Source organism: Gordonia sp. SMJS1, assembly GCF_029866425.1.
GTDB lineage: Bacteria > Actinomycetota > Actinomycetes > Mycobacteriales > Mycobacteriaceae > Gordonia > Gordonia hongkongensis.
Genome location: NZ_CP123381.1, coordinates 3,073,980 through 3,098,179, shown reverse-complemented (window position 1 = coordinate 3,098,179; position 24,200 = coordinate 3,073,980). Strand labels below are relative to the sequence as shown.

The 24,200-nt window shown below is 66.6% G+C and carries 13 protein-coding genes, 2 rRNA genes and 1 pseudogene; all 16 read left to right on the top strand.

The window, feature by feature from the left end; all coding sequences use genetic code 11:
- Positions 1-39 precede the first annotated feature (39 nt).
- Positions 40-1,434, top strand: a complete 1,395-nt coding sequence (locus QAD21_RS14220) for an acyltransferase family protein (protein WP_065632026.1) — start codon at positions 40-42, stop codon at positions 1,432-1,434.
- A gap of 124 nt (positions 1,435-1,558) precedes the next feature.
- On the top strand, positions 1,559-2,611 hold the full coding sequence (gene pheS / locus QAD21_RS14215) for a phenylalanine--tRNA ligase subunit alpha (RefSeq protein WP_078113158.1): 1,053 nt from the start codon (positions 1,559-1,561) through the stop codon (positions 2,609-2,611).
- Positions 2,612-2,674: 63 nt separating this feature from the next.
- Entirely contained in the window at positions 2,675-5,152 is a 2,478-nt protein-coding gene (pheT, locus tag QAD21_RS14210; protein WP_280359750.1) for a phenylalanine--tRNA ligase subunit beta, read from the top strand.
- A gap of 58 nt (positions 5,153-5,210) precedes the next feature.
- The gene (gene argC / locus QAD21_RS14205; RefSeq protein ID WP_165629964.1) at positions 5,211-6,260 is read left to right on the top strand and encodes an N-acetyl-gamma-glutamyl-phosphate reductase; all 1,050 of its coding nucleotides are present in this window, start codon (positions 5,211-5,213) and stop codon (positions 6,258-6,260) included.
- Positions 6,257-7,519, top strand: a complete 1,263-nt coding sequence (gene argJ / locus QAD21_RS14200; protein ID WP_280359749.1) for a bifunctional glutamate N-acetyltransferase/amino-acid acetyltransferase ArgJ — start codon at positions 6,257-6,259, stop codon at positions 7,517-7,519. Before argC ends, argJ begins: the two co-directional genes overlap by 4 nt.
- A complete protein-coding gene (gene argB, locus QAD21_RS14195; RefSeq protein ID WP_280359748.1) occupies positions 7,516-8,433 on the top strand; it encodes an acetylglutamate kinase in 918 nt (305 codons plus the stop codon). Before argJ ends, argB begins: the two co-directional genes overlap by 4 nt.
- Positions 8,430-9,623 carry an acetylornithine transaminase gene (locus QAD21_RS14190; RefSeq protein WP_065632070.1) on the top strand — a complete coding sequence of 398 codons (1,194 nt, stop codon included), beginning with the start codon at positions 8,430-8,432 and terminating at the stop codon, positions 9,621-9,623. The genes argB and QAD21_RS14190 overlap by 4 nt, the downstream gene beginning before the upstream one ends.
- Positions 9,620-10,542, top strand: a pseudogene (gene argF / locus QAD21_RS14185) (ornithine carbamoyltransferase). Before QAD21_RS14190 ends, argF begins: the two are co-directional and overlap by 4 nt.
- 13 nt (positions 10,543-10,555) lie before the next feature.
- On the top strand, positions 10,556-11,062 hold the full coding sequence (locus QAD21_RS14180; RefSeq protein WP_010844368.1) for an arginine repressor: 507 nt from the start codon (positions 10,556-10,558) through the stop codon (positions 11,060-11,062).
- 159 nt (positions 11,063-11,221) lie between these two features.
- A complete protein-coding gene (locus QAD21_RS14175) occupies positions 11,222-12,421 on the top strand; it encodes an argininosuccinate synthase (RefSeq protein WP_058253842.1) in 1,200 nt (399 codons plus the stop codon).
- The gene (argH, locus tag QAD21_RS14170; protein ID WP_137810672.1) at positions 12,418-13,890 is read left to right on the top strand and encodes an argininosuccinate lyase; all 1,473 of its coding nucleotides are present in this window, start codon (positions 12,418-12,420) and stop codon (positions 13,888-13,890) included. Before QAD21_RS14175 ends, argH begins: the two co-directional genes overlap by 4 nt.
- 95 nt (positions 13,891-13,985) lie before the next feature.
- Positions 13,986-16,982 carry an AMP-binding protein gene (locus QAD21_RS14165; protein WP_277244428.1) on the top strand — a complete coding sequence of 999 codons (2,997 nt, stop codon included), beginning with the start codon at positions 13,986-13,988 and terminating at the stop codon, positions 16,980-16,982.
- Positions 16,983-16,987: 5 nt separating this feature from the next.
- The gene (locus tag QAD21_RS14160; protein ID WP_058253839.1) at positions 16,988-17,209 is read left to right on the top strand and encodes a Trm112 family protein; all 222 of its coding nucleotides are present in this window, start codon (positions 16,988-16,990) and stop codon (positions 17,207-17,209) included.
- A 59-nt stretch (positions 17,210-17,268) separates the two neighbouring features.
- The gene (gene tyrS / locus QAD21_RS14155; protein ID WP_165629966.1) at positions 17,269-18,603 is read left to right on the top strand and encodes a tyrosine--tRNA ligase; all 1,335 of its coding nucleotides are present in this window, start codon (positions 17,269-17,271) and stop codon (positions 18,601-18,603) included.
- Between the two features lie 447 nt (positions 18,604-19,050).
- Positions 19,051-20,573 (top strand): 16S ribosomal RNA (locus QAD21_RS14150).
- 426 nt (positions 20,574-20,999) lie between these two features.
- A 23S ribosomal RNA gene (locus tag QAD21_RS14145) occupies positions 21,000-24,130 on the top strand.
- Together the 16S and 23S rRNA genes form the textbook arrangement of a ribosomal RNA operon.
- Positions 24,131-24,200: the final 70 nt, after the last annotated feature.

Genomic DNA, 24,200 nt, shown 5'->3' with positions numbered 1-24,200 from the left:
CTCAGGCCGTCCCGGTCGCCGCGGTCGAGACTCGACGCCATGCCCAGCATCGTCTCGGGACGGCCGGCGTCGACCGGTCTGCCCACGCCTCGTGAACTCGCCGCCCTCACCGGGGACCGCGACCGCGTCATCGACCTGATCCGCATCATGTCGCTGGCGGTCGTGGTCGCCGGTCACTCGATCATGCTCACCGTCGACGTGACCGACGACTCGATTCATCTCGGCAACACACTCGGCGACGTGCCCGCACTGCAGCCGGCGACCTGGCTGCTGCAGGTGCTGCCGCTGTTCTTCTTCGCCGGTGCCGCCGCGGCGACCCGCGGCTGGACCTCGCGCGGCGACGGTGACACACCGACCGCCGGGCAATGGCTCGTCGCCCGGACACAACGCTTGATGCGGCCGGTGTTCTGGTACCTCGGAGCCGTCGCGGCCGTGTACACCGTCCTGTCCGGCACCGGTGCCACGGCGGCGGCCGACGTGGTCGCGCGTCTCGGGGTGCAGTTGCTGTGGTTCCTCGGCGCCTACCTGCTCGTACTGGCGGTGGTCCCGTTCCTGCAGCGCCTCCGGTCCGTCGGTGGTGTGCTGGCCGCCCTGGCGGTGTGTTGGGGGAGCACGGCGATCGTCGACGCCGTCCGACTGACGGACGGCCCCGCAGCGCTCGGCTACCTGAACTTCCTCGCCGTGTGGACGATCCCCGCGGTCCTCGGGGTCGCGTACGCCAAGAAGATCCTGCGGCCCGGGCTCGCCGTCCTCGCGGCCGCCGGTGCGCTGGCAGCCGACCTCGTCCTCGTCACGTGGGGACCCTACGAGGTCTCCCTCGTGACGGTGCCGGGCCAGCACCTGTCCAACATGAGTCCGCCGAGCCTGCTGCTCGCCGGCCACGCGATCGTGTTGTGCGCGGGCGCGATCGCGGTGCGCCGATTCCTCGCGGTCGTGGCCGACCGTCCGCGCGTCTGGTGGTGGGTGGTGCTGGGCAACCGGGGCGCGATGACGCTGTATCTCTGGCATCTGCCGGTGCTCGCGGCGATCATCGGTCTGTGCGCCGCGGCCGGCATCGACCGCGGCGACGTCGGCGCGGCGTCCTTCCCGATGATCGTCGGGGCGCAGACCGTGTTGCTGCTCGCGGGCATGGTCCCGGTGGTCGCGATCCTGTCCCCACTCGAGAACCGGTCCCTGCCGTGGTGGGACGAACCGGTCGCCCGGCGCAGCGGACCGGTGCGGAACGCGGCCCTGCTGACGGCGCTGGCCGGGCTCGGCGTGGCAGTGCTGATGCTCGCGCGCGGCGGTCTGACCGGCGACGGTGTGTGGTGGCTGATCATGGGCCTCGCCTGTGCCACCTGCTCGCGTTGCCTCGCGGTTCCCGCCGGTCGTCCGACGGCAGCGCCAGGGCTTCCCGGTGACGACGCCTCCCTGCAGGTCAGCGCCCCGCGGTAGTCGACTACCCTCGACGGGAGTCATCGTCGGCGCCGGAGGTGTCCGTCGGCCCGTTGGGTCGGCGTGCACAGCGCGACGACGATGCCGACCATCCATCGATCGACGCACGAGGAGCACGCCCACCGTGGCCACTTCCGCCGACGCAACGGCATTCCCGGGACCCGACGACCTCGAGGCGGCCGCGACGTCGGCCATCGAGGACTTCGAGGCGGCGGCCGACCTCGATCAGCTCGCCGCGGCCAAGTCGGCGCACCTCGGTGACCGCTCGCCGATCGCACTCGCCCGGCGCGCGCTGGGTTCCCTCCCCAAAGAGGAGCGTTCCGAAGCCGGCAAGCTGGTCAACCAGGTGCGCGGCCGGGTGTCGGCGGCCCTGGAGGCGCGCACCGCCGTCCTCGACGCCGAACGGGACGCGGCGGTCCTCGTCGCCGAATCGATCGACGTGACGTTGCCGAGCGGTCGGCGCCCGGTGGGCGCGCGTCATCCCATCACCGTCATCGCCGAGCAGGTGGCCGACGTGTTCGTCGGTATGGGCTGGGAGATCGCGGAGGGCCCGGAGGTCGAAACCGAGCACTACAATTTCGACGCGCTCAACTTCCTGCCCGACCACCCCGCCCGGTCGATGCAGGACACCTTCTACATCGCGCCCGAGGGATCGCGGCAGGTCTTGCGGACGCACACCTCGCCGGTGCAGGTGCGCTCGATGCTGAGCCGGGACCTGCCCATCTACGTGGCGTGCCCGGGCCGGACGTTCCGGACCGACGAGCTCGACGCCACCCACACCCCGGTCTTCCATCAGATCGAGGGACTCGCCGTCGACAAGGGACTCACACTGGCGAACCTGCGGGGCACCCTGGAGACCTTCGCGCGGGCACTCTTCGGCCCGGAGACGACGACCCGCATGCGGGCGAGCTACTTCCCGTTCACCGAACCCTCCGCCGAGGTCGACGTGTGGTTCCCCGCCAAGAAGGGCGGACCCGGCTGGGTCGAGTGGGGCGGCTGCGGCATGGTCAACCCGAATGTGTTGCGCGCCAGCGGTATCGACCCGGATGTGTACTCCGGATTCGCGTTCGGCATGGGCCTGGAACGCACCCTGCAGTTCCGCAACGACATCTCCGACATGCGGGACATGGTCGAGGGGGACATCCGGTTCACCCTCCCGTTCGGTCCGGCCGCCTGACCGGCACCGCGCAGATCCCGCCCCGACGACTCCTCACGACGCGACGAAAGTAGTTGATACACAGTGCGTGCACCACAGTCCTGGTACACCGAGGTCCTCCGCGCCGGCGACCCGCAGTGGTCGGCGACCACCGATGAGATCGACGCCGGTTTCGTCCGTGTCGGGTTCGAGATCGAGGACATCGAGGCGTTCCCGGAGATCACCGGACCGCTGGTGATCGGTCGCGTGGAGACGATCGAGGAGCTCACCGAGTTCAAGAAGCCGATCCGGTTCTGCACGGTCGCCGTCGGTGAGGACGAGCCCCGCGGAATCGTCTGTGGTGCACGCAACTTCACCGAGGGTGACCTGATCGTCGCCGCGCTGCCGGGGGTCGTGCTCCCCGGTCCCTTCGAGATCGCCTCGCGCAAGACCTACGGCCGGGTGTCCGACGGCATGATCTGCTCGGTCTCCGAGCTGGGTATCGGCACCGATCACAGCGGCATCCTCGTGCTCGCGCCCGGGACCGCCGAACCGGGCGCGGACGCCCGCGAGGTGCTGGGACTCGCCGACGCGGCGATCGACGTCAACGTCACCCCCGACCGCGGCTACGCGTTCTCGGTGCGCGGCCTGGGCCGCGAGCTCGCGGGCAGCTTCGGGGTCCCGTTCGTCGATCCCGGACTCCGGGCCGCGGACCTGGCGGACGACGGGTCGGCCCCGGCGTGGCCGGTCGCCATCGACGAGAACTCCGGCGCGACGCGTTACACCGCTCGGGTCATCACCGGTGTGGACCCGACTGCGATCTCCCCGTGGTGGATGCAGAAGCGGCTCATGGTCGCCGGTATCCGCCCCATCTCCGCGATCGTCGACACCACCAACTACGTCATGATCGAACTCGGTCAGCCGCTGCACGCCTTCGACGCCGACCGTGTCACCGGAGCCGTCACGGTCCGGTCGGCCCAGCCGGGGGAGAAGCTCACCACCCTCGACGACACCGTTCGCGTCCTCGACCCCGAGGATGTGCTGATCGCCGACGAGACCGGACCGATCGCCCTCGCCGGTGTCATGGGCGGCGCGAGCACCGAGGTGGGTCCCGAGACGACGACGGTGCTGCTGGAGTCGGCGACCTTCGATCCGGTTCGGGTCTTCCGCACCGCGAAGCGCCACAAGCTGACCTCCGAGGCCAGCAAGCGGTTCGAGCGGATCGTCGACCCCGAGATCACCGCGGTGGCCTCCGACCGCGCCGCCCGGCTGATCGTCGAGATCGCCGGCGGACGCATCGCCTCACCGCTGTCCGAGACGCATGTCCAGACCCCGATCCGGTCGACCATCGCCATCGCAGCCGACGAACCGGACCGGGTCGCGGGCGTCAGCTATCCGCCGGGAACCACCCTGACGCGGCTGACCGAGGTCGGTTGCGTGGTGACCGGGACCGACGAGCTGGACGTGTTCCCGCCCTCGTGGCGACCCGACCTGCGGCAACGCGCCGACCTGGTCGAGGAGGTCCTGCGCCTGGAGGGCTTGGAGGACATCCCCGCCGTGGTTCCGCGCGCGCCCGGCGGCACCGGACTCACCCCGGTTCAGCGACGCCGGCGCAGCGTGGGACGCACCCTCGCGCTCGACGGCTACGTCGAGGTCCTGCCGTATCCGTTCATGCCGGCCGGCGTGTTCGACCTCTGGGACCTGCCCGCCGACGATGAGCGCCGGCGCACCGTGAAGGTCCTCAACCCACTCGAATCCGATCGCCCCGAGCTCAACACGACGTTGCTCCCGGGGCTACTCGAGATGGCAGCCCGCAACATCGCACGCGGTCAGCGGGATCTGTCGCTGTTCACCATCGGTCAGGTCGTCATCGCCGGCGATCACGTCGCCGCGGTGGACGCGCTCGACGTCACGCGCCGCCCGACCGACGAGGAGATCGCGGCGCTCGACGCCTCGCTGCCCCATCAGCCGCTGCACGTCGGCGTCGTCCTCACCGGACTGCGCGATCCCGCGGGCCCCTGGGGGCCGGGACGCGCCGCCGACCACCTCGATGCCTTCGAGGCGGCGCGCACGATCGGTCGCGCGGCGGGGGTGACCGTCGAGCTCACCGCCGACGATCAGCGCCCATGGCATCCCGGCCGCTGCGCGCGGCTGACGGTCGACGGCCGCACGGTCGGTTACGCCGGCGAACTCCACCCCGCGGTGCTCGAGCGGGCCCATCTGCCGAAGCGGACCTGCGCGGTGGAGATCGACATCGACGCACTGCCCTTGGACGCGCGACTCCCGGCGCCGTCGGTGTCGGTGTTCCCCGCGGTCCTGCAGGACGTCAACGTCGTCGTCGGAGGGGAGGTCCCGGCTGCGGACGTCCAGAAGGCGCTTCGTGAGGGGGCCGGCGACCTGCTCGAGGACATCGCATTGTTCGACGTCTTCACCGGTGAACAGGTCGGAGCGGGCAACAAATCGTTGACGTTCTCGCTGCGGTTCCGCGCCCCGGACCGTACCCTCACCGAGGACGAGGCCAACGAGGCCAAGCTGGCCGCCGTCGACGCAGCCGCCGCGCGGGTGGGGGCCCGTCTCCGCTGACCCCATCGGCGTGTCACCCCGCCGTGAATTGATTTGCAGCCTGCTGCATAATGATCATATGGCTTCGACAAGCAAGGTGAGGGTGGCGGTGGCCGGCGCGAGCGGCTACGCGGGTGGCGAGATACTCCGGTTGCTGTGCGGGCACCCCCGTCTGCGATCCGGCGAACTCGAGATCGGCGCGCTCACCGCGGGTGGCAATGCCGGGACGCTCCTGGGTGCGCACCATCCCCATCTGCTCCCGCTGGCCGACCGGGTCCTGGAGGACACGACACCGGAGATCCTCGCCGGACACGACGTCGTCTTCCTGGGCCTGCCGCATGGCGCATCCGCGGTGATCGCCGATGCCCTGCCGCCGACGACGCTGATCATCGACTGCGGGGCCGACTTCCGGTTGCGCGACGCCGGTGAATGGACGTCGTACTACGGCGGAGACCACGCCGGGACCTGGCCGTATGGTCTGCCCGAGTTGCCCGGCAACCGGGAAACGCTCCGGGACGCGAGCCGGATCGCGGTGCCCGGTTGCTATCCGACGGTGTCGATCCTGTCGTTGCTCCCGGCCATCGCCGCGGGCATCGCCGATCCGCACGTGACCGTCGTCGCGGTGAGCGGGGCATCGGGTGCCGGACGGTCGCCCAAGGTCGACCTGCTGGCGTCCGAGGTCATCGGGTCCGCGCGGGCCTACGGCGTGGGCGGGGTCCACCGGCACACGCCGGAGATCTCCCAGGCGCTCTCGACCGCCGCGGAACAGCCGGTGACCGTCTCCTTCACGCCCATCCTCGCCCCGATGGCCCGCGGCATCCTCGCGACGTGCACCGCGCGCACCGGGGCCACCGCGGAGGAGGCCCGCGCGGTCTACGAGAAGGCCTATGCGGACGAGGAATTCGTGCACGTGCTGCCGGAGGGGCGGCTGCCTGCCACCGGTTCGGTGATCGGCTCCAACGCCGTCCAGCTCGGCGTGACCGTCGACGAACGCGCACAGACCCTCGTGGTCGTCGGCGCAGTCGACAACCTGACCAAGGGGACCGGCGGCGCCGCGGTCCAATCGATGAACCTGGCGCTGGGCTGGACCGAGAACGAGGGACTGAGCACCGTGGGAGTGGCACCGTGACCGGATCGCAGGGCAGCGCGGAAACAGAGCAGGACCGGATCGAGGGCGGCGCCCCCGGCGATCACCCGCGGCTCGTGCGGAACCAGGGCGTCACCGCGCCCCTGGGGTTCCGGGCCGCCGGAATCGCGGCGGGCATCAAGGCATCCGGTGCGCTCGACCTCGCACTCGTCTTCAACGAGGGCCCCGACCATTCCGCCGCCGGCGTCTTCACCCGCAACCAGGTGAAGGCGGCACCGGTGCTGTGGTCACAGCAGGTCCTCACCACCGGCCGGCTGCGCACCGTGATCCTCAACTCCGGCGGCGCGAACGCCTGTACCGGACCGGGCGGCTTCCAGGACACCCACAAGACCGCGGAGGCGGTGGCCGACGCGCTCAGCAACTGGGGGACCAGCACGGGCGCCGTGGAGGTCGCGGTGTGCTCCACCGGACTGATCGGCGACCGGCTGCCGATGGACAAGGTCCTCGCCGGGGTCACCGAGATCGTCCAGGACATGGGCGGCGGCCTGTCCGGCGGCACCGACGCGGCCCACGCGATCATGACCACCGACACCGTCCCCAAACAGGCTGCGCTGCACCACCCGCAGGGGTGGAACGTGGGCGGCATGGGCAAGGGCGCCGGAATGCTGGCACCGTCGCTGGCGACGATGCTGGTCGTGCTCACGACCGACGCGGTGGCCACCGCCGAGCAGCTCGACACCGCCTTGCGCAGGGCGACGGCACGCACCTTCGACCGGCTCGACATCGACGGCTCGTGCTCGACGAACGACACGGTTCTGCTGCTGAGCTCGGGCGCCAGCCAGATCCCGGTCGAGCAGAGCGATCTCGACGACGCGGTGTTCGCCGTCTGCGACGATCTCGCCGCCCAGATGATGGCCGACGCCGAGGGCGTCACGAAGCGGGTCGTCATCACGGTCACCGGGGCGCACACCGAGGACGACGCGCTGACCGTCGCCCGCGCCGTCGCGCGAGATTCGCTGGTGAAGACCGCCCTCTTCGGGTCGGACCCCAACTGGGGACGGGTACTCGCCGCGGTCGGTGCGTCGCCGGTCACCGTCGACCCCGACCGGATCGCGGTGTCGTTCAACGGCAACCCGGTGTGCGAGAACGGTTTCGGGGTCGAGGGCGCGCGAGATGTGGACCTGTCCGGCCCCGACATCGCCGTCGTCGTCGACCTGACGCTGGGAGAGTCGGCGGCCAGTGTCCGCACCACCGACCTCTCCCATGCGTACGTCGAAGAGAACTCGGCGTATTCGTCATGAGCGAGACAAAATCGGGCGTCCACCCGATCGACCCCGCGGCCGGCCTGGCCAAGGCGAAGGTCCTCGCCGAGGCCCTGCCCGCGCTGCAGCGACTCGCCGGTGCGACCGTCGTCGTCAAGTACGGCGGCAACGCCATGATCGACGACGAGTTGAAGAAGGCGTTCGCGGCGGACATGGTCTTCCTGCGCGCCTGCGGCATGCATCCCGTGGTGGTTCACGGTGGTGGCCCGCAGATCTCGGCGATGCTGAAGCGACTGGGACTCTCGGGTGAGTTCAAGGGCGGATTCCGGGTGACGACCCCCGAGGTCATGGACGTCGCCCGCATGGTTCTCTTCGGTCAGGTCGGGCGGGAGCTCGTGGGGCTGATCAACTCGCACGGACCGTATGCCGTCGGCATCACCGGTGAGGATGCCCACCTGTTCACCGCGACGCGGCGCACGGTGCTCGTCGAGGGTGTTCCCACCGACATCGGCCTCGTCGGTGACATCGCGTCGGTCAACACCTCGGCGGTGCTGGATCTGATTGCCGCCGGCCGCATCCCGGTCGTCTCGACGATCGCGCCGGACCGCGACGGGGTGGTGCACAACATCAACGCCGACACCGCGGCCGGTGCTCTCGCCGAGGCGCTGGGGGCGTCCCGGCTGGTGATGCTGACCGATGTCGAAGGCCTGTACACGGACTGGCCCGACCGCGGATCCCTGGTCTCCCAGATCGCCACCGACACCCTCACCGCGCTGTTGCCGTCGCTGGATTCCGGCATGGTCCCCAAGATGGAGGCCTGCCTGCGCGCCGTCACCGGCGGCGTCGACCGCGCACACGTGATCGACGGGCGTGTCGCCCATTCCGTACTGGCCGAACTGTTGACCGAGAGCTCGACCGGCACCACCGTCGTCGCGCCCGAGGAGGACGCATGACCGCGCCACTGCAGCAGCGCTGGGCACAGTCGCTGATGAACAACTACGGCACACCCCCGATCGCCCTGGTGGAGGGCTCGGGAGCGTATGTCACCGACGCCGATGGCAAGCGCTACCTCGACCTGCTCGGCGGGATCGCGGTGAACGCCCTCGGCCACGCCCACCCGGCGATCGTCGACGCGGTCACCCGCCAGCTCCAGACACTCGGACACGTGTCGAACCTGTACATCGCCCCGCCCGTCGTCGAACTCGCCGAGGCGTTGCTCGGCCGGTTCGGCCATCCGGGTCGCGTGTTCTTCTGCAACTCCGGCACCGAGGCGAACGAGGCCGCGTTCAAACTGGCCCGACGGACCGGCCGGCCCGAGATCGTCGCGGCGGAGCAGGCCTTCCACGGACGCACCATGGGTGCGCTCGCGATGACCGGTCAGCCCGCCAAACGCACTCCGTTCGAACCGATGCCGCCGGGCGTCCGGTTCGTTCCCTACGGTGACGTCGACGCGCTCGACGCCATGGTCACCGACCAGACCGCCGCGGTGATCCTCGAACCGATCCTCGGCGAGGCCGGCGTCGTCGTGCCCCCGGCCGACTACCTGGCGGCCGCTCGCCGGATCACCGAGGAGCGCGGCGCGCTGCTGATCCTCGACGAGGTGCAGACCGGCGTCGCCCGCACCGGTACGTTCTTCGCCCATCAGCAGGTGGGCGTGGTCCCCGATGTGATGACGCTTGCGAAGGGATTGGGCGGTGGCCTCCCCATCGGCGCGTGCATCGCCACCGGCCCGGCGGCCGACCTGTTCGGGCCGGGCCAGCACGGCACCACTTTCGGTGGCAATCCGGTCAGTGCGGCCGCCGCGCTGGCCGTCCTGAGGGTCATCGAAGCCGACGGTCTCCTCGATTCCGTTGCCGCGGTGGGGAAGTCGATCGCGACCGGCATCGAGGACCTGCAGCATCCGCTGGTCTCGCATGTGCGTGGATCCGGCCTGTTGCTCGGTGTCGTGCTGACGCAGCCGCTCTCGCAGCGCGTCGAGGCCGCCGCCCGGGACGCGGGGTTCCTGATCAACGCACCCGCGCCCGACGTCCTGCGCCTGGCCCCGCCGCTGATCCTCGCCGAGGAGCAGGGACAGGATTTCGTGCGCGCGCTACCGACACTGCTCGACACCGCCGCCACATCGAACGAGGGGGACAAGCCATGACCAGACATTTCCTGCGCGACGACGACCTGACCCCGGCCGAGCAGGCCGAGGTGCTCGCACTCGCGGCCGAGGTCAAGGCGAAGCCGTTCGACTTCCGGCCGCTGGAGGGCCCCGCGGGGTCGGGGTGATCTTCGACAAGAACTCCACGCGCACCCGGTTCTCGTTCGAGGTCGGCATCGCCCAGCTCGGCGGTCATGCGGTCGTCGTCGACGGCCGGACGACCCAGCTCGGCCGCGAGGAGACCCTGGAGGACACCGGCCTCGTCCTGTCCCGCTTCGTCGACGCCATCGTGTGGCGGACGTTCGGGCAGGACCGGCTCGAGGCGCTGTCCTCGACCGCCACCGTCCCGGTCGTCAACGCGCTGTCCGACGAGTTCCACCCCTGCCAGGTGCTCGCCGACCTGCAGACGATCGCCGAGCACAAGGGCCAGCCGGCGGGCCTGACGATGACGTACCTGGGTGACGGCGCGAACAACATGGCGCATTCGCTGGCGCTCGGCGGCGTCACGGCCGGCATGCACGTCGTCCTCAGCTCGCCGGACGGCTTCCAGCCGGACCCGGCGGTGATCGCCGACGCCGAGAAGCGTGCCGCGCAGACCGGCGGCTCGGTGACGCTCGAGACCGACCCCGTCGCCGCCGCGACGGGGGCCGACGTCCTGGTGACCGACACCTGGGTGTCCATGGGGCAAGAGGACGACGGAAAGGACCGCACGGCGCCGTTCCGGCCGTACCAGATCAACGATGACCTGCTCATGCATGCCGCCGATGATGCGATCGTGCTGCACTGCCTGCCGGCCCATCGTGGCGACGAGATCACCGCCTCGGTGATCGACGGACCCCGCAGCGTCGTGTTCGACGAGGCGGAGAACCGCCTGCATGCGCAGAAGGCGCTGCTGATCTGGCTGCTGGACCACCAGTGAGCGGACACCCACGATGACCGCCGGAGCCGAACCCTCGGAGAGCCGCCTCGCCGCCACCCGGGCGGGGCGTCATGCGCGCATCATCGAGATCCTGTCCACGCATCAGGTCCGCAGCCAGTCGGAGCTGCAGCGGTTGCTCGCCGAGGAGGGCGTCGACGCCACCCAGGCCACCCTGTCACGCGACCTCGACGAGCTCGGGGCCGTGAAGCTCCGGGCCGCGGACGGCGGCGCCGGGGTCTACGTGGTGCCCGAAGACGGTTCGCCCGTCCGCGGGGTGTCCGGCGGCACCGACCGGCTCGGCCGGCTCGTGTCGGACCTCCTGGTCTCGACCGACAGCAGTGGCAACCTCGCGGTGTTGCGAACGCCCCCGGGCGCCGCGCACTACTTGGCGGCTGCGCTCGACCGGGCGCGCCTGCCCGACGTCGTGGGGACGATCGCCGGGGACGACACGATCTTCGTCGTCGCGCGCGAGCCGCTCGACGGAGCGGAACTCGCCCGCCGGATCGAGGGCCTCGTGTAACCCTCGCCGCATCGACATTCTCGGTTCCGCCTCCGCGGAACCGGCAGACCACACCAAACGAACAGCCGAGACGCCGCCAACCGGATACCCGGGCGGTGTCGTCGGAACACCGGGGCCGATGATGGACTCGGTCATCGCGCAGAACAGGAGCTTCACCTCATGGCAGAACGTGTCGTACTCGCATACTCGGGCGGCCTGGACACCTCGGTCGCGATCAGCTGGATCCAGAAGGAGACCGGCAAAGAGGTCGTCGCCGTGGCACTCGACCTCGGTCAGGGCGGCGAGGACATGGAGGTCATCCGCCAGCGCGCACTCGACTGCGGCGCGGTCGAGGCCGTCGTGGTCGATGCCCGCGACGAGTTCGCCGACGAGTACTGCCTCGGCGCGATCACCTCGAACGCTCTCTACATGGATCGTTATCCGCTCGTCTCGGCGCTGTCGCGCCCGCTGATCGCCAAGCACCTGGTCACCGCCGCCCGTGATCACGGCGGCACCGTCGTCGCCCACGGATGCACCGGCAAGGGCAACGACCAGGTCCGCTTCGAAGTCGGTTTCGCCACCCTGGCGCCCGATCTGCAGGTGCTCGCGCCGGTCCGCGACTACGCCTGGACCCGCGAGAAGGCGATCGCCTTCGCCGGGGAGAACGACATCCCGATCAACGTGACCAAGAAGTCGCCGTTCTCGATCGACCAGAACGTGTGGGGACGCGCGGTCGAGACCGGCTTCCTCGAGGACCTGTGGAACGCGCCGACGAAGGACGTCTACGACTACACCGAAGACCCCACCGTCAACTGGAACTCGCCCGACGAGGTCATCATCGGCTTCGACAAGGGCCGCCCGGTCAGCATCGACGGCCGCCCGGTGAGCGTCCTCGAGGCGATCCAGGAACTCAACCGTCGGGCCGGCGCCCAGGGCGTCGGACGCCTCGACGTGGTGGAGGACCGCCTGGTGGGCATCAAGAGCCGCGAGGTCTACGAGGCGCCCGGCGCCATGGTTCTCATCCGCGCACACGAAGAACTCGAGCACGTGACCATCGAGCGCGAGCTCGGCCGCTACAAGCGCGGCACCGACCAGAAGTGGGCCGAGCTGGTGTACGACGGTCTCTGGTTCTCGCCGCTGAAGCGGTCGCTGGACGCGTTCGTCGCCTCCACGCAGGAGCACGTGACCGGCGAGATCCGGCTGACCCTGCACGGCGGCACGATCGCCGCGACCGGCCGCCGCAGCTCGGAGTCGCTCTACGACTTCAACCTCGCGACCTACGACGAGGGCGACACCTTCGATCAGTCCGCGGCCCGCGGCTTCGTCGAGCTGCACGGCCTGTCGTCGAAGATCGCCGCGAAGCGGGACCTGAATCTGTGAGTGCGGGCACCGGCGGCGGCAGCGGCCCGGAGACCGGCGGGACGACCAACCAGGGTTCGCTCTGGGGCGGTCGCTTCGCCGGTGGTCCGGCGGAGGCGATGGCCGCGCTGAGCAAGTCGACCCACTTCGACTGGGCCCTGGCCCCGTTCGACATCGAAGCGTCCAAAGCGCATGCACGGGTGCTGAACAAGGCCGGGCTGCTCACCGCCGAGGACCTCACCGGCATGCTCGACGGGCTCGATCGCCTCGCCGCCGATGTCGCCGACGGCAGCTTCGGGCCGGCCGAGTCCGACGAGGACGTCCACGGCGCGCTCGAGCGCGGCCTGATCGAGCGCGTCGGTCCCGAACTCGGGGGCCGGTTACGCGCGGGGCGCTCACGCAACGACCAGGTCGCGACCCTGTTCCGGATGTGGCTGCGCGCCGCCATGCGGCGGGTCGCGTTGGGCCTGCTCGACGTCGTCGACGCGCTCACCGCACAGGCGGCGGCCCATCCCGACGCGATCATGCCGGGCAAGACGCACCTGCAGGCCGCACAGCCGGTCCTGCTGGGGCACCATCTGCTGGCGCACGCGCAACCACTCCTGCGCGACATCGACCGGCTCGCCGACGCGGATCGTCGAACCGCGGTGTCGCCCTACGGTTCCGGCGCCCTGGCCGGCTCCTCCCTCGGCCTCGATCCGGCGGCGATCGCCGCCGACCTGGGCTTCGACGCACCCGCGGAGAACTCGATCGACGCCACCTCATCGCGCGATTTCGCCGCGGAGGCCGCGTTCGTCTTCGCGATGATCGCAGTCGACCTCTCCCGATTGTCCGAAGAAGTGATCATCTGGAGCACACCGGAATTCGGCTACGTGACGCTGGCCGACGCGTGGTCCACCGGCAGCTCGATCATGCCGCAGAAGAAGAATCCGGACGTCGCCGAACTCATGCGCGGCAAGGCGGGTCGTCTCATCGGCGACCTCACCGGACTGCTGGCGACACTGAAGGCGCAACCGCTGGCCTACAACCGGGATCTGCAGGAGGACAAGGAACCGGTCTTCGACGCGGTGGCCCAACTGGAGCTGCTGCTGCCCGCGGTGACCGGCCTGGTCGCCACGCTGGAGTTCCACACCGACCGCATGGCCGAACTCGCGCCGGCGGGCTTCACCCTGGCCACCGACATCGCCGAATGGATGGTCCGACAGGGCGTGCCGTTCCGGGTGGCGCACGAGGCCGCGGGTGCGTGTGTCCGCGAGGCCGAGTCCAGGGGCGTCGGCCTGGACGAACTCGACGACGCGACGCTGGCCGGTGTCCATCCGGCGTTGACGCCGGCGGTGCGTGACGTCCTGACCGTCCGCGGTTCGGTCGAGTCGCGCAACGCGCACGGCGGCACCGCACCCGGACAGGTCCGGCGGCAGATCGACGTCGTCACGGCCCAGACCGCCGATCTCCGGACACGCTGGACCGCTGGGCACGGCGGGCGCCGCTGATTCCGCACGACTGGGTACAGTGACCTGTGTCACCGGCGCCGCGACAATCAACGCGCTGGTGAGGCCGGTACACCGACGACGGGAGGATCGACACGATGGCGGTGTGGGACGGGGGCCCCGATCTCGTGGGGGCGGTCGGCAGGGTGTTGGCCACTGCGCAGAACGGCCTCGAGGTGCTGCGGTTCGGTGGACTGGAGACCGGCACCGAACCGGCGCCCTTCGCGGTCGTCGAGACACACAAGATGTTCCGGCTGCGTCGGTATTTCCCGAACGATCCGTCGACCGGTCCGAACATCGTCCTGGTGCCGCCGATGATGGTGTCGGCCAACGTCTATGACGTCACCGAGCACAACGGTGCGGTGTCGATTCTGCACCGCAACGGCATCACGCCGTGGGTCGTCGACTTCGGGTCACCCGACTCCGAAGAAGGCGGGATGGAACGCAATCTCGCCGACCACGTGGTCGCGATCAGCCACGCGATCGACCTGATCGTCGAGGCGACCGGCCGTGACATCCACCTCGCCGGGTATTCGCAGGGCGGGATGTTCGCCTACCAGACCGCGGCCTACCGCCGGTCCAAGGGGATCGCGAGTCTGATCACGTTCGGCAGCCCCGTCGACGTCCTCGCCGCACTGCCCCTGGGGCTGCCCGCGGGACTGGTGGCCCCGGCGGCCGAGTTCCTGGCCGACAAGGCGTTCTCACGCAATCTCTGGGTGCGGGATTGGATGGCGCGCACCGGCTTCCAGCTCCTGGATCCGGTGAAGACGGTGCGCAGCCGCATCGACTTCCTGCGCCGTCTGCACGATCGTGAGGCGCTGCTCCCACGGGAGGACCAGCGCCGCTTCCTGGAGGCCGACGGCTGGGTCGCATGGTCCGGCCCGGCGATCGCCGAGCTGCTCCGGCAGTTCGTGGCGCACAACCGCATGGTCTCCGGCGGCTTCGTGATCAACGGCGATCTGGTGTCCCTCGCCGAGATCACCTGCCCGGTGCTCGCGTTCGTGGGCGATGCCGACGACATCGGGCAACCGGCGGCGGTACGGGGCATCGTCCGCGCCGCGCCCGACGCGGAGGTGTACGAATCCACCCTGCCGGCCGGACATTTCGGACTCGTGGTCGGCAGCGCGGCCGGTGAACACACCTGGCCGACGACCTCCGACTGGGTGAACTGGCTCTCCGACAACGGTCCGCGCCCCGAACTCGTCTCCGAGATGTCGCTCGTCGAGCCGGGTCACGGCGGCGGGGTCAGCCTGTCGTCGCGACTCACGCACGGTGTGGGGTCGGTGGCCGACGCCGGCACCGCCGCCTCACGCGAGTTGCTCGGCCTGGCCAACTCCCTGCAGCGCACCTCGCGGGCGGTCGCCTCGGAGTCGGTGCGGACCGTCCCCCGACTGTTCCGGCTGGGACAGATCCAGAGCGGGACGCGCATCTCCCTGTCGAAGCTGATGGCCGAGAACACCAAGCGCGGCGGCGACAAGGAACTGTTCCTCTTCGAGAACCGTGTGCTCACCCACGCCCAGGTGAACACGCGTATCGACAACGTGGTGGCCGGGCTGGTCGACTGCTGCATCCGCCCCGGTCAGCACATCGGCGTCCTGATGGACACCCGGCCGAGCGCCCTGGTCGTCATCGCGGCGCTCTCGCGTCTGGGCGCGGTGGCGGTGCTGCTCGCCGCGGACGCCGACGTCCGCGAGATGATGCGGCTCGCCGACAGTTCGGTCATCGTCACCGACCCCACCAATCTCGATCTCGCCAGTGCCGCCTCTGACCGTGTCCTGGTGCTCGGCGGCGGCAGTGGCGACTCCCGGGCGATCGACGGTGCGGACGGCACCTCGATCGTCGACATGGAACGCATCGATCCCGACGAAGTCGTGATGCCGACCTGGTACCGGCCCGACCCCGGCCTCGCGGGTGACCTCGCGTTCATCCTGTTCAGCCGGGCTTACGGCAAGCTCGTTCCATGGCCGGTGACCAACCACCGGTTCGCGATGTCGGCCTTCGGCGCCGCGGCCGCGGCGGCGCTCACCGACCGCGACACCGTGTACTGCCTGCCGCCGCTGCACCACGCGTCGGGGCTGCTCACGACCCTGGGGGCGACGGTGGTCGGGCGGTCGAGGATCGCGCTGTCGAACGGCATCGATCCCACGAACTTCGCCGTCGAGGTGCAGCGCTACGGCATCACCGTCGTGTCCTACACCTGGTCGATGCTCAGCGGCATCGTTCGCGACCCCGACTTCCACATCAACCAGCACAACCCGATCCGGTTGTTCATGGGCTCGGGTATGTCGGCGGGACTCTGGGAGGACGTGTGCTCGAGTTTCCCCCGCGCGCGCATCCTCGAGTTCTTCGCGACCGCCGACGGCTCGGCGATCCTCGCGAACGTCTCCGGGGACAAGTTGTCCTCCGTCGGCCGGCCACTGCCGGAGACGAACCCCGTCGAGGTCGCGGCCTACGACATCGTCGGCGACCGGTTGCTCATCGACGACTTGGGCTTCGTCCGCCGGGCGGAGACGGGGGAGCCCGGTCTGCTCCTCGCCAAGGCCAAGCACAAGTTCGACACCAACGGGACGGTGCTCCGCGACGTCTTCACGACGCGTGATCGGTGGGAGGTGTCGGGTCACTTGTTCGTGCGCGACGCCGACGGCGACCTGTACTTCCTCGGAGCGACCGACCGCGTGCTCCGGACCGCGGACGGCCCGGTGTTCATCCCCCCGATCGCCCACGCCCTGTCCCGACTGAAGAGCGTCGACCAGGTCGTCGTCTACGGGGTCGGCGAACCCGGCCACCAGGTCGTCGTCGCGGCGGTGACCCTCCGGCCCGGGGTCACGCCGGACTCGCTCACGGTCACACAACTGCGGATCACGCTGGGGGAGTACCGGGCCGAGGAGCGCCCTCATCTCGTCCACGTCGTCGACGAGATCCCGCAGTCGGCGTCGTTCCGCCCGCTCAGCACCGGTCTGGTCGAGGAGGGACTTCCGAAACCGGGTGCGCGCGTCTGGTATCGCGACGACGAAGGGCGCTATCGCAGGTACACGAGGACCGTGGCGGAGAAGCTGGACTGGAGCGGGACCTCGACGCGCAATGCCCTAGGCTGATCCGGGTGACGACACGCGCTGAGGCCATCGACCCGATCGTGCGCGAACGCCTGGCCTGCCCGCAGGACCACGGTCCGCTGGTCGACGCCGGCGACGAGCTCTACAACCCGCGGCTGCATGTCGCCTACCGCATCGACTCCGACGGCATTCCGGTGATGCTCGTCGACGAGGCGCGCACGGTCGACGACGCCGAGCACGAGCGCATCGTCGGTTCTCAGCCGGAGTAGCCCGCCTGCGGGCGTCACCTCGACCGCACCTCGATCTCGTCGGATGACAAGATCGAGGGGTGAGTGCTGACAACGTCGAACCACCCCGACCGGCCGAGTCCTCCCGGCCGACTGCCGTCCCCGCCACCGTCGACATCCTCGACGAACTGCAATGGCGCGGGCTGATCGCCCAGTCCACCGATCTCGGTGCACTGGGGGAGGCGCTCGCGACCGGACCGGTCACGTTGTACGCGGGCTTCGACCCGACGGCGGCGAGTCTGCACGCCGGCCACCTCGTCCCGTTGCTGACCCTCAAGCGTTTCCAATTGGCGGGTCATCGTCCGATCGTCCTCGCCGGCGGTGCCACCGGTCTGATCGGTGATCCCCGCGACGTGGGGGAGCGGACGATGAACTCGGCGGACACCGTGGCCGAGTGGGCCGCGCGTATCGATGCGCAGCTTCGGCGGTTCGTCGACATCGACGACACCCGTACGGGCGCCGTGGTGGTGAACAACCTGGACTGGACCGGCAAGCTGTCAGCGGTCGAGTTCCTCCGCGACCTGGGTAAGCACTTCTCGGTGAACGTGATGCTCGCGCGCGACACGGTGAAGCGACGCCTCGAGGCCGACGGCATGAGCTACGCGGAGTTCAGCTACCTGCTCCTGCAGTCGAACGACTTCGTCGAACTGAACCGCCGGTACGGATGCGTGCTGCAGATCGGTGGTTCCGACCAGTGGGGCAACATCGTCGGCGGCGTGGATCTGGCCCGTCGACTCGACGGCTCGGCGCTGCACGGGATGACGGTTCCGCTCGTGACCTCGTCGGACGGCAAGAAGTTCGGCAAGTCCACGGGTGGGGGCAGTCTGTGGCTCGACCCGGAACTGACGAGCCCCTACTCCTGGTACCAGTACTTCGTGAACACGGCGGACGCCGATGTCATCCGTTACCTGCGCTGGTTCACCTTCCTGGGGCGCGAGGAGATCGACGAACTCGAACGTGCCACCGCCGAGACCCCGCACCTGCGGCGCGCACAGCGCACACTCGCCGCCGAGATGACGACCCTCATCCACGGTCAGGCCAACACCGATGCGGTCCAACTCGCCAGCCAGGCACTGTTCGGGCGGGCCGAGCTCGATGAACTCGACGAGGCGACCCTCGCGGCCGCGGTCGGGGAGACCTCGATCGCCGAGTACGGCGAGACCCGTCCGACGATCATCGAGTTGCTGGTCGACACGAAGCTGTCGGAGTCCAACAAAGCTGCTCGCCGTGCAGTGTCCGAGGGCGGCGCCTACGTGAACAACACCAAGATCACCGACCCGGAGTGGCAGCCGGCCGACGCCGATCTGCTCCACGGGCGGTGGTTGGTGGTGCGTCGCGGCAAGAAGAGCTTCGCCGGCGCCAGACTAGGCCTCTGACCTGGCGATTTGACGCGTTGTTCGCGCCTGTGTAACTTAATCGACGCACCGCAGAGAGCAACTCCCCCGGAGCCGCAAGCCCCGGGGAAGCAAAAGTGCCCGAGCCACTCGCTCGGGCCGCCTGTGCGGGCCTCTCCCGAGAACAAGAGCGTGAGTATTTCTCGCGCTCAGGGAGAGCTCATCGGAGCCGGCTTCACATCGAGGACGTCTGGTGGGTGTGTGTTCTTTGAGAACTCGATAGTGTGTTGGTGGATTGTTTGATGCCATATTTTGGTGTCAGATGGTTTGCTTGGATGATGTGTCCGCGACCTTTATGTCGCGTGGCGCTGATGAGTTTATTTTTTGATGCCAGTTTTTTTGAGGATTATTTTGGTCAGGTTTTGCTTTCCTGGTTGAAGATTTTGTGTTGAAACGTTGGCTTTCGGGCTGATTTGGTTTCTGCATTTTTTCATGGAGAGTTTGATCCTGGCTCAGGACGAACGCTGGCGGCGTGCTTAACACATGCAAGTCGAACGGAAAGGCCCAGCTTGCTGGGTACTCGAGTGGCGAACGGGTGAGTAACACGTGGGTGATCTGCCCTGCACTCTGGGATAAGCCTGGGAAACTGGGTCTAATACCGGATATGACCAACTGTCGCATGGTGGTTGGTGGAAAGCTTTTGCGGTGTGGGATGGGCCCGCGGCCTATCAGCTTGTTGGTGGGGTAATGGCCTACCAAGGCGACGACGGGTAGCCGACCTGAGAGGGTGATCGGCCACACTGGGACTGAGACACGGCCCAGACTCCTACGGGAGGCAGCAGTGGGGAATATTGCACAATGGGCGCAAGCCTGATGCAGCGACGCCGCGTGAGGGATGACGGCCTTCGGGTTGTAAACCTCTTTCACCAGGGACGAAGCGTGAGTGACGGTACCTGGAGAAGAAGCACCGGCCAACTACGTGCCAGCAGCCGCGGTAATACGTAGGGTGCGAGCGTTGTCCGGAATTACTGGGCGTAAAGAGCTCGTAGGCGGTTTGTCGCGTCGTCTGTGAAATTCTGCAACTCAATTGCAGGCGTGCAGGCGATACGGGCAGACTTGAGTACTACAGGGGAGACTGGAATTCCTGGTGTAGCGGTGAAATGCGCAGATATCAGGAGGAACACCGGTGGCGAAGGCGGGTCTCTGGGTAGTAACTGACGCTGAGGAGCGAAAGCGTGGGTAGCGAACAGGATTAGATACCCTGGTAGTCCACGCCGTAAACGGTGGGTACTAGGTGTGGGTTCCTTTTCACGGGATCCGTGCCGTAGCTAACGCATTAAGTACCCCGCCTGGGGAGTACGGCCGCAAGGCTAAAACTCAAAGGAATTGACGGGGGCCCGCACAAGCGGCGGAGCATGTGGATTAATTCGATGCAACGCGAAGAACCTTACCTGGGTTTGACATACACCAGACGCGGCTAGAGATAGTCGTTCCCTTGTGGTTGGTGTACAGGTGGTGCATGGCTGTCGTCAGCTCGTGTCGTGAGATGTTGGGTTAAGTCCCGCAACGAGCGCAACCCTTGTCCTGTATTGCCAGCGGGTTATGCCGGGGACTTGCAGGAGACTGCCGGGGTCAACTCGGAGGAAGGTGGGGATGACGTCAAGTCATCATGCCCCTTATGTCCAGGGCTTCACACATGCTACAATGGCTGGTACAGAGGGCTGCGATACCGTGAGGTGGAGCGAATCCCTTAAAGCCAGTCTCAGTTCGGATTGGGGTCTGCAACTCGACCCCATGAAGTCGGAGTCGCTAGTAATCGCAGATCAGCAACGCTGCGGTGAATACGTTCCCGGGCCTTGTACACACCGCCCGTCACGTCATGAAAGTCGGTAACACCCGAAGCCGGTGGCCTAACCCCTTGTGGGAGGGAGCTGTCGAAGGTGGGATCGGCGATTGGGACGAAGTCGTAACAAGGTAGCCGTACCGGAAGGTGCGGCTGGATCACCTCCTTTCTAAGGAGCACACAACAACACGTGTTTCAGCAGGCGTTTGTTCTGCGGCGCATGTGTGTTCAAGGGTGAAACATCAAACACGCCACGCAAGGTGCCGGCCTCATATGGGCAGGCGCTGGTGGTGAGCTTGCCGGGTGACTGGCTCGCTGCTCCCAACACACTATCGGGGTTCTGAGAGAACACACGTTTTCTCTGAGCTGGTCATCGTGAGGTCGTGCTGATGCATCCTGTGATGGGGTGTGGAGCGGCCAAGTGGTGATCGGCGTGTGTTGTTTGAGAAGTGCATAGTGGATGCGAGCATCTTTATTTCAAACCAATGCTCCAACGTTGTTGGGGTGCTTGGTCTGTGATTTAGCAGATAATGTTTTGAGTGTTTGTGTGATGTCTACATTCGATCCTCCTTGTGGGGGTTGTTTGTAGGTGTTGTTGTAAGTGTGTAAGGGCGTTCGGTGGATGCCTTGGTACCAGGAGCCGATGAAGGACGTGGTAGGCCGCGATAGTCCTCGGGGAGTTGTCAAACGAGCTGTGATCCGAGGGTGTCCGAATGGGGAAACCCAGCACGAGTGATGTCGTGTTACCACCAGCTGAATGTATAGGCTGTGTGGGGGGAACGTGGGGAAGTGAAACATCTCAGTACCCATAGGAAGAGAAAACAATTGTGATTCCGTGAGTAGTGGCGAGCGATAGCGGAGGAGGCTAAACCATGCGCATGTGATACCGGGTAGGGGTTGTGTGTGTGGGGTTGTGGGGTTCGTCTTCTTCCATCTGCCTGTGGAAGCGTGAGTGAGAAAATCATGTGTTAGGTGAAGTGGCCTGGAATGGTCTGCCGTAGTCGGTGAGAGTCCGGTAGCTGAAAACACATGGTCTTGCGTGACGGTGTCCCCAAGTAGCAGCGGGCTCGTGGAATCTGCTGTGAATCTGCCGGGACCACCCGGTAAGCCTGAATACTTCCTGGTGACCGATAGCGGACTAGTACCGTGAGGGAAAGGTGAAAAGTACCCCGGGAGGGGAGTGAAATAGTACCTGAAACCGGACGCTTACAATCCGTCAAAGCCTGTGCCTTCGGGGCGGGTGATGGCGTGCCTTTTGAAGAATGAGCCTGCGAGTTAGTGCTCGGTGGCGAGGTTAACCCGTGTGGGGTAGCCGTAGCGAAAGCGAGTCTGAATAGGGCGTTTGAGTCGCCGGGTCTAGACCCGAAGCGGAGTGATCTACCCATGGCCAGGGTGAAGCGTCGGTAAGACGTCGTGGAGGCCCGAACCCACTTCAGTTGAAAATGGAGGGGATGAGTTGTGGGTAGGGGTGAAAGGCCAATCAAACTCCGTGATAGCTGGTTCTCCCCGAAATGCATTTAGGTGCAGCGTCACATGTTTCTTACTGGAGGTAGAGCTACTGGATGGCCGATGGGCCCCACAGGGTTACTGACGTCAGCCAAACTCCGAATGCCGGTAAGTGAGAGTGTGGCAGTGAGACTGCGGGCGATAAGGTTCGTAGTCGAGAGGGAAACAGCCCAGATCGCCGGCTAAGGCCCCTAAGCGTGTACTAAGTGGAAAAGGATGTGGGGTCGCGAAGACAACCAGGAGGTTGGCTTAGAAGCAGCCACCCTTGAAAGAGTGCGTAATAGCTCACTGGTCAAGTGATCCTGCGCCGACAATGTAGCGGGGCTCAAGTACACCGCCGAAGCCGCGGCACTCCACCATGACATCCGCAGAGGTTTACGGACTTCTGTGTAGTGGGTGGGGTGGGTAGGGGAGCGTCCTGCATCCGTGGAAGCGCCGGAGTGATCCAGGTGTGGAGGGTGTGGGAGTGAGAATGCAGGCATGAGTAGCGAAAGCAGAGTGAGAAACTCTGCCGCCGAATGACCAAGGGTTCCTGGGCCAGGCTAATCCGCCCAGGGTGAGTCGGGACCTAAGGCGAGGCCGACAGGCGTAGTCGATGGACAACGGGTTGATATTCCCGTACCCGTGTATCCGCGCCCATGCTGAATCAGTTGTACTAACCATCCTGATCCCCCGGGAGCACCTTCGGGTGCCGAGTGGGGTGATGCATGGGACCTTGGCTGGTAGTAGGCAAGCGATGGGGTGACGCAGGAAGGTAGTGGGGCCAGTCAGTGGTTGTACTGGTGTAAGCCTGTAGGGCGAGTGATAGGCAAATCCGTCACTCACAGAGCCTGAGAGGTGATGCGTAGCCGTTGTGGCGAATTCCATGATCCTATGCTGCCGAGAAAAGCCTCTAGTGAGTTGGTACACGGCCCGTACCCCAAACCAACACAGGTGGTCAGGTAGAGAATACTAAGGCGATCGAGAGAACTGTGGTTAAGGAACTCGGCAAAATGCCCCCGTAACTTCGGGAGAAGGGGGACCCATCCTGGTGACGATCTTTTCGGTCTGAGCTGGTGTGGGTCGCAGAGACCAGAGAGAAGCGACTGTTTACTAAAAACACAGGTCCGTGCGAAGTCGTAAGACGATGTATACGGACTGACGCCTGCCCGGTGCTGGAAGGTTAAGAGGACCGGTTAATCACCTTCGGGTGGTGAAGCTGAGAATTTAAGCCCCAGTAAACGGCGGTGGTAACTATAACCATCCTAAGGTAGCGAAATTCCTTGTCGGGTAAGTTCCGACCTGCACGAATGGCGTAACGACTTCTCTGCTGTCTCAACCACAGACTCGGCGAAATTGCAGTACGAGTAAAGATGCTCGTTACGCGCGGCAGGACGAAAAGACCCCGGGACCTTCACTATAGCTTGGTATTGGTGTTCGGTTCGGTTTGTGTAGGATAGGTGGGAGACTGTGAAGTGGGCACGCCAGTGTTCATGGAGTCGTTGTTGAAATACCACTCTGATCGTATTGGACTTCTAACCTCGGACCCTGATCGGGTTCAGGGACAGTGCCTGGTGGGTAGTTTAACTGGGGCGGTTGCCTCCTAAAAGGTAACGGAGGCGCCCAAAGGTTCCCTCAGCCTGGTTGGCAATCAGGTGTTGAGTGTAAGTGCACAAGGGAGCTTGACTGTGAGACGTACATGTCGAGCAGGGACGAAAGTCGGGACTAGTGATCCGGCACCGGCAAGTGGAAGCGGTGTCGCTCAACGGATAAAAGGTACCCCGGGGATAACAGGCTGATCTTCCCCAAGAGTCCATATCGACGGGATGGTTTGGCACCTCGATGTCGGCTCGTCGCATCCTGGGGCTGGAGTAGGTCCCAAGGGTTGGGCTGTTCGCCCATTAAAGCGGCACGCGAGCTGGGTTTAGAACGTCGTGAGACAGTTCGGTCTCTATCCGCCGCGCGCGTAAGAAACTTGAGGAAACCTGTCCCTAGTACGAGAGGACCGGGACGGACGAACCTCTGGTGTGCCAGTTGTCCCGCCAGGGGCACTGCTGGTTAGCTACGTTCGGAAGGGATAACCGCTGAAAGCATCTAAGCGGGAAGCCTGTTCCAAGATGAGGTTTCTCACCCCCTTCGCGGGGTTAAGGCCCCCCACAGACCATGGGGTTGATAGGCCAGAACTGTACGCACAGCAATGTGTTCAGGTGACTGGTACTAATCGGCCGAGGACTTACCAACAACACCCACAACATCACCAAACCTCAGGTTCGGTTGGTGTTCGCATCCACTATGTACTTCTGAAACAACA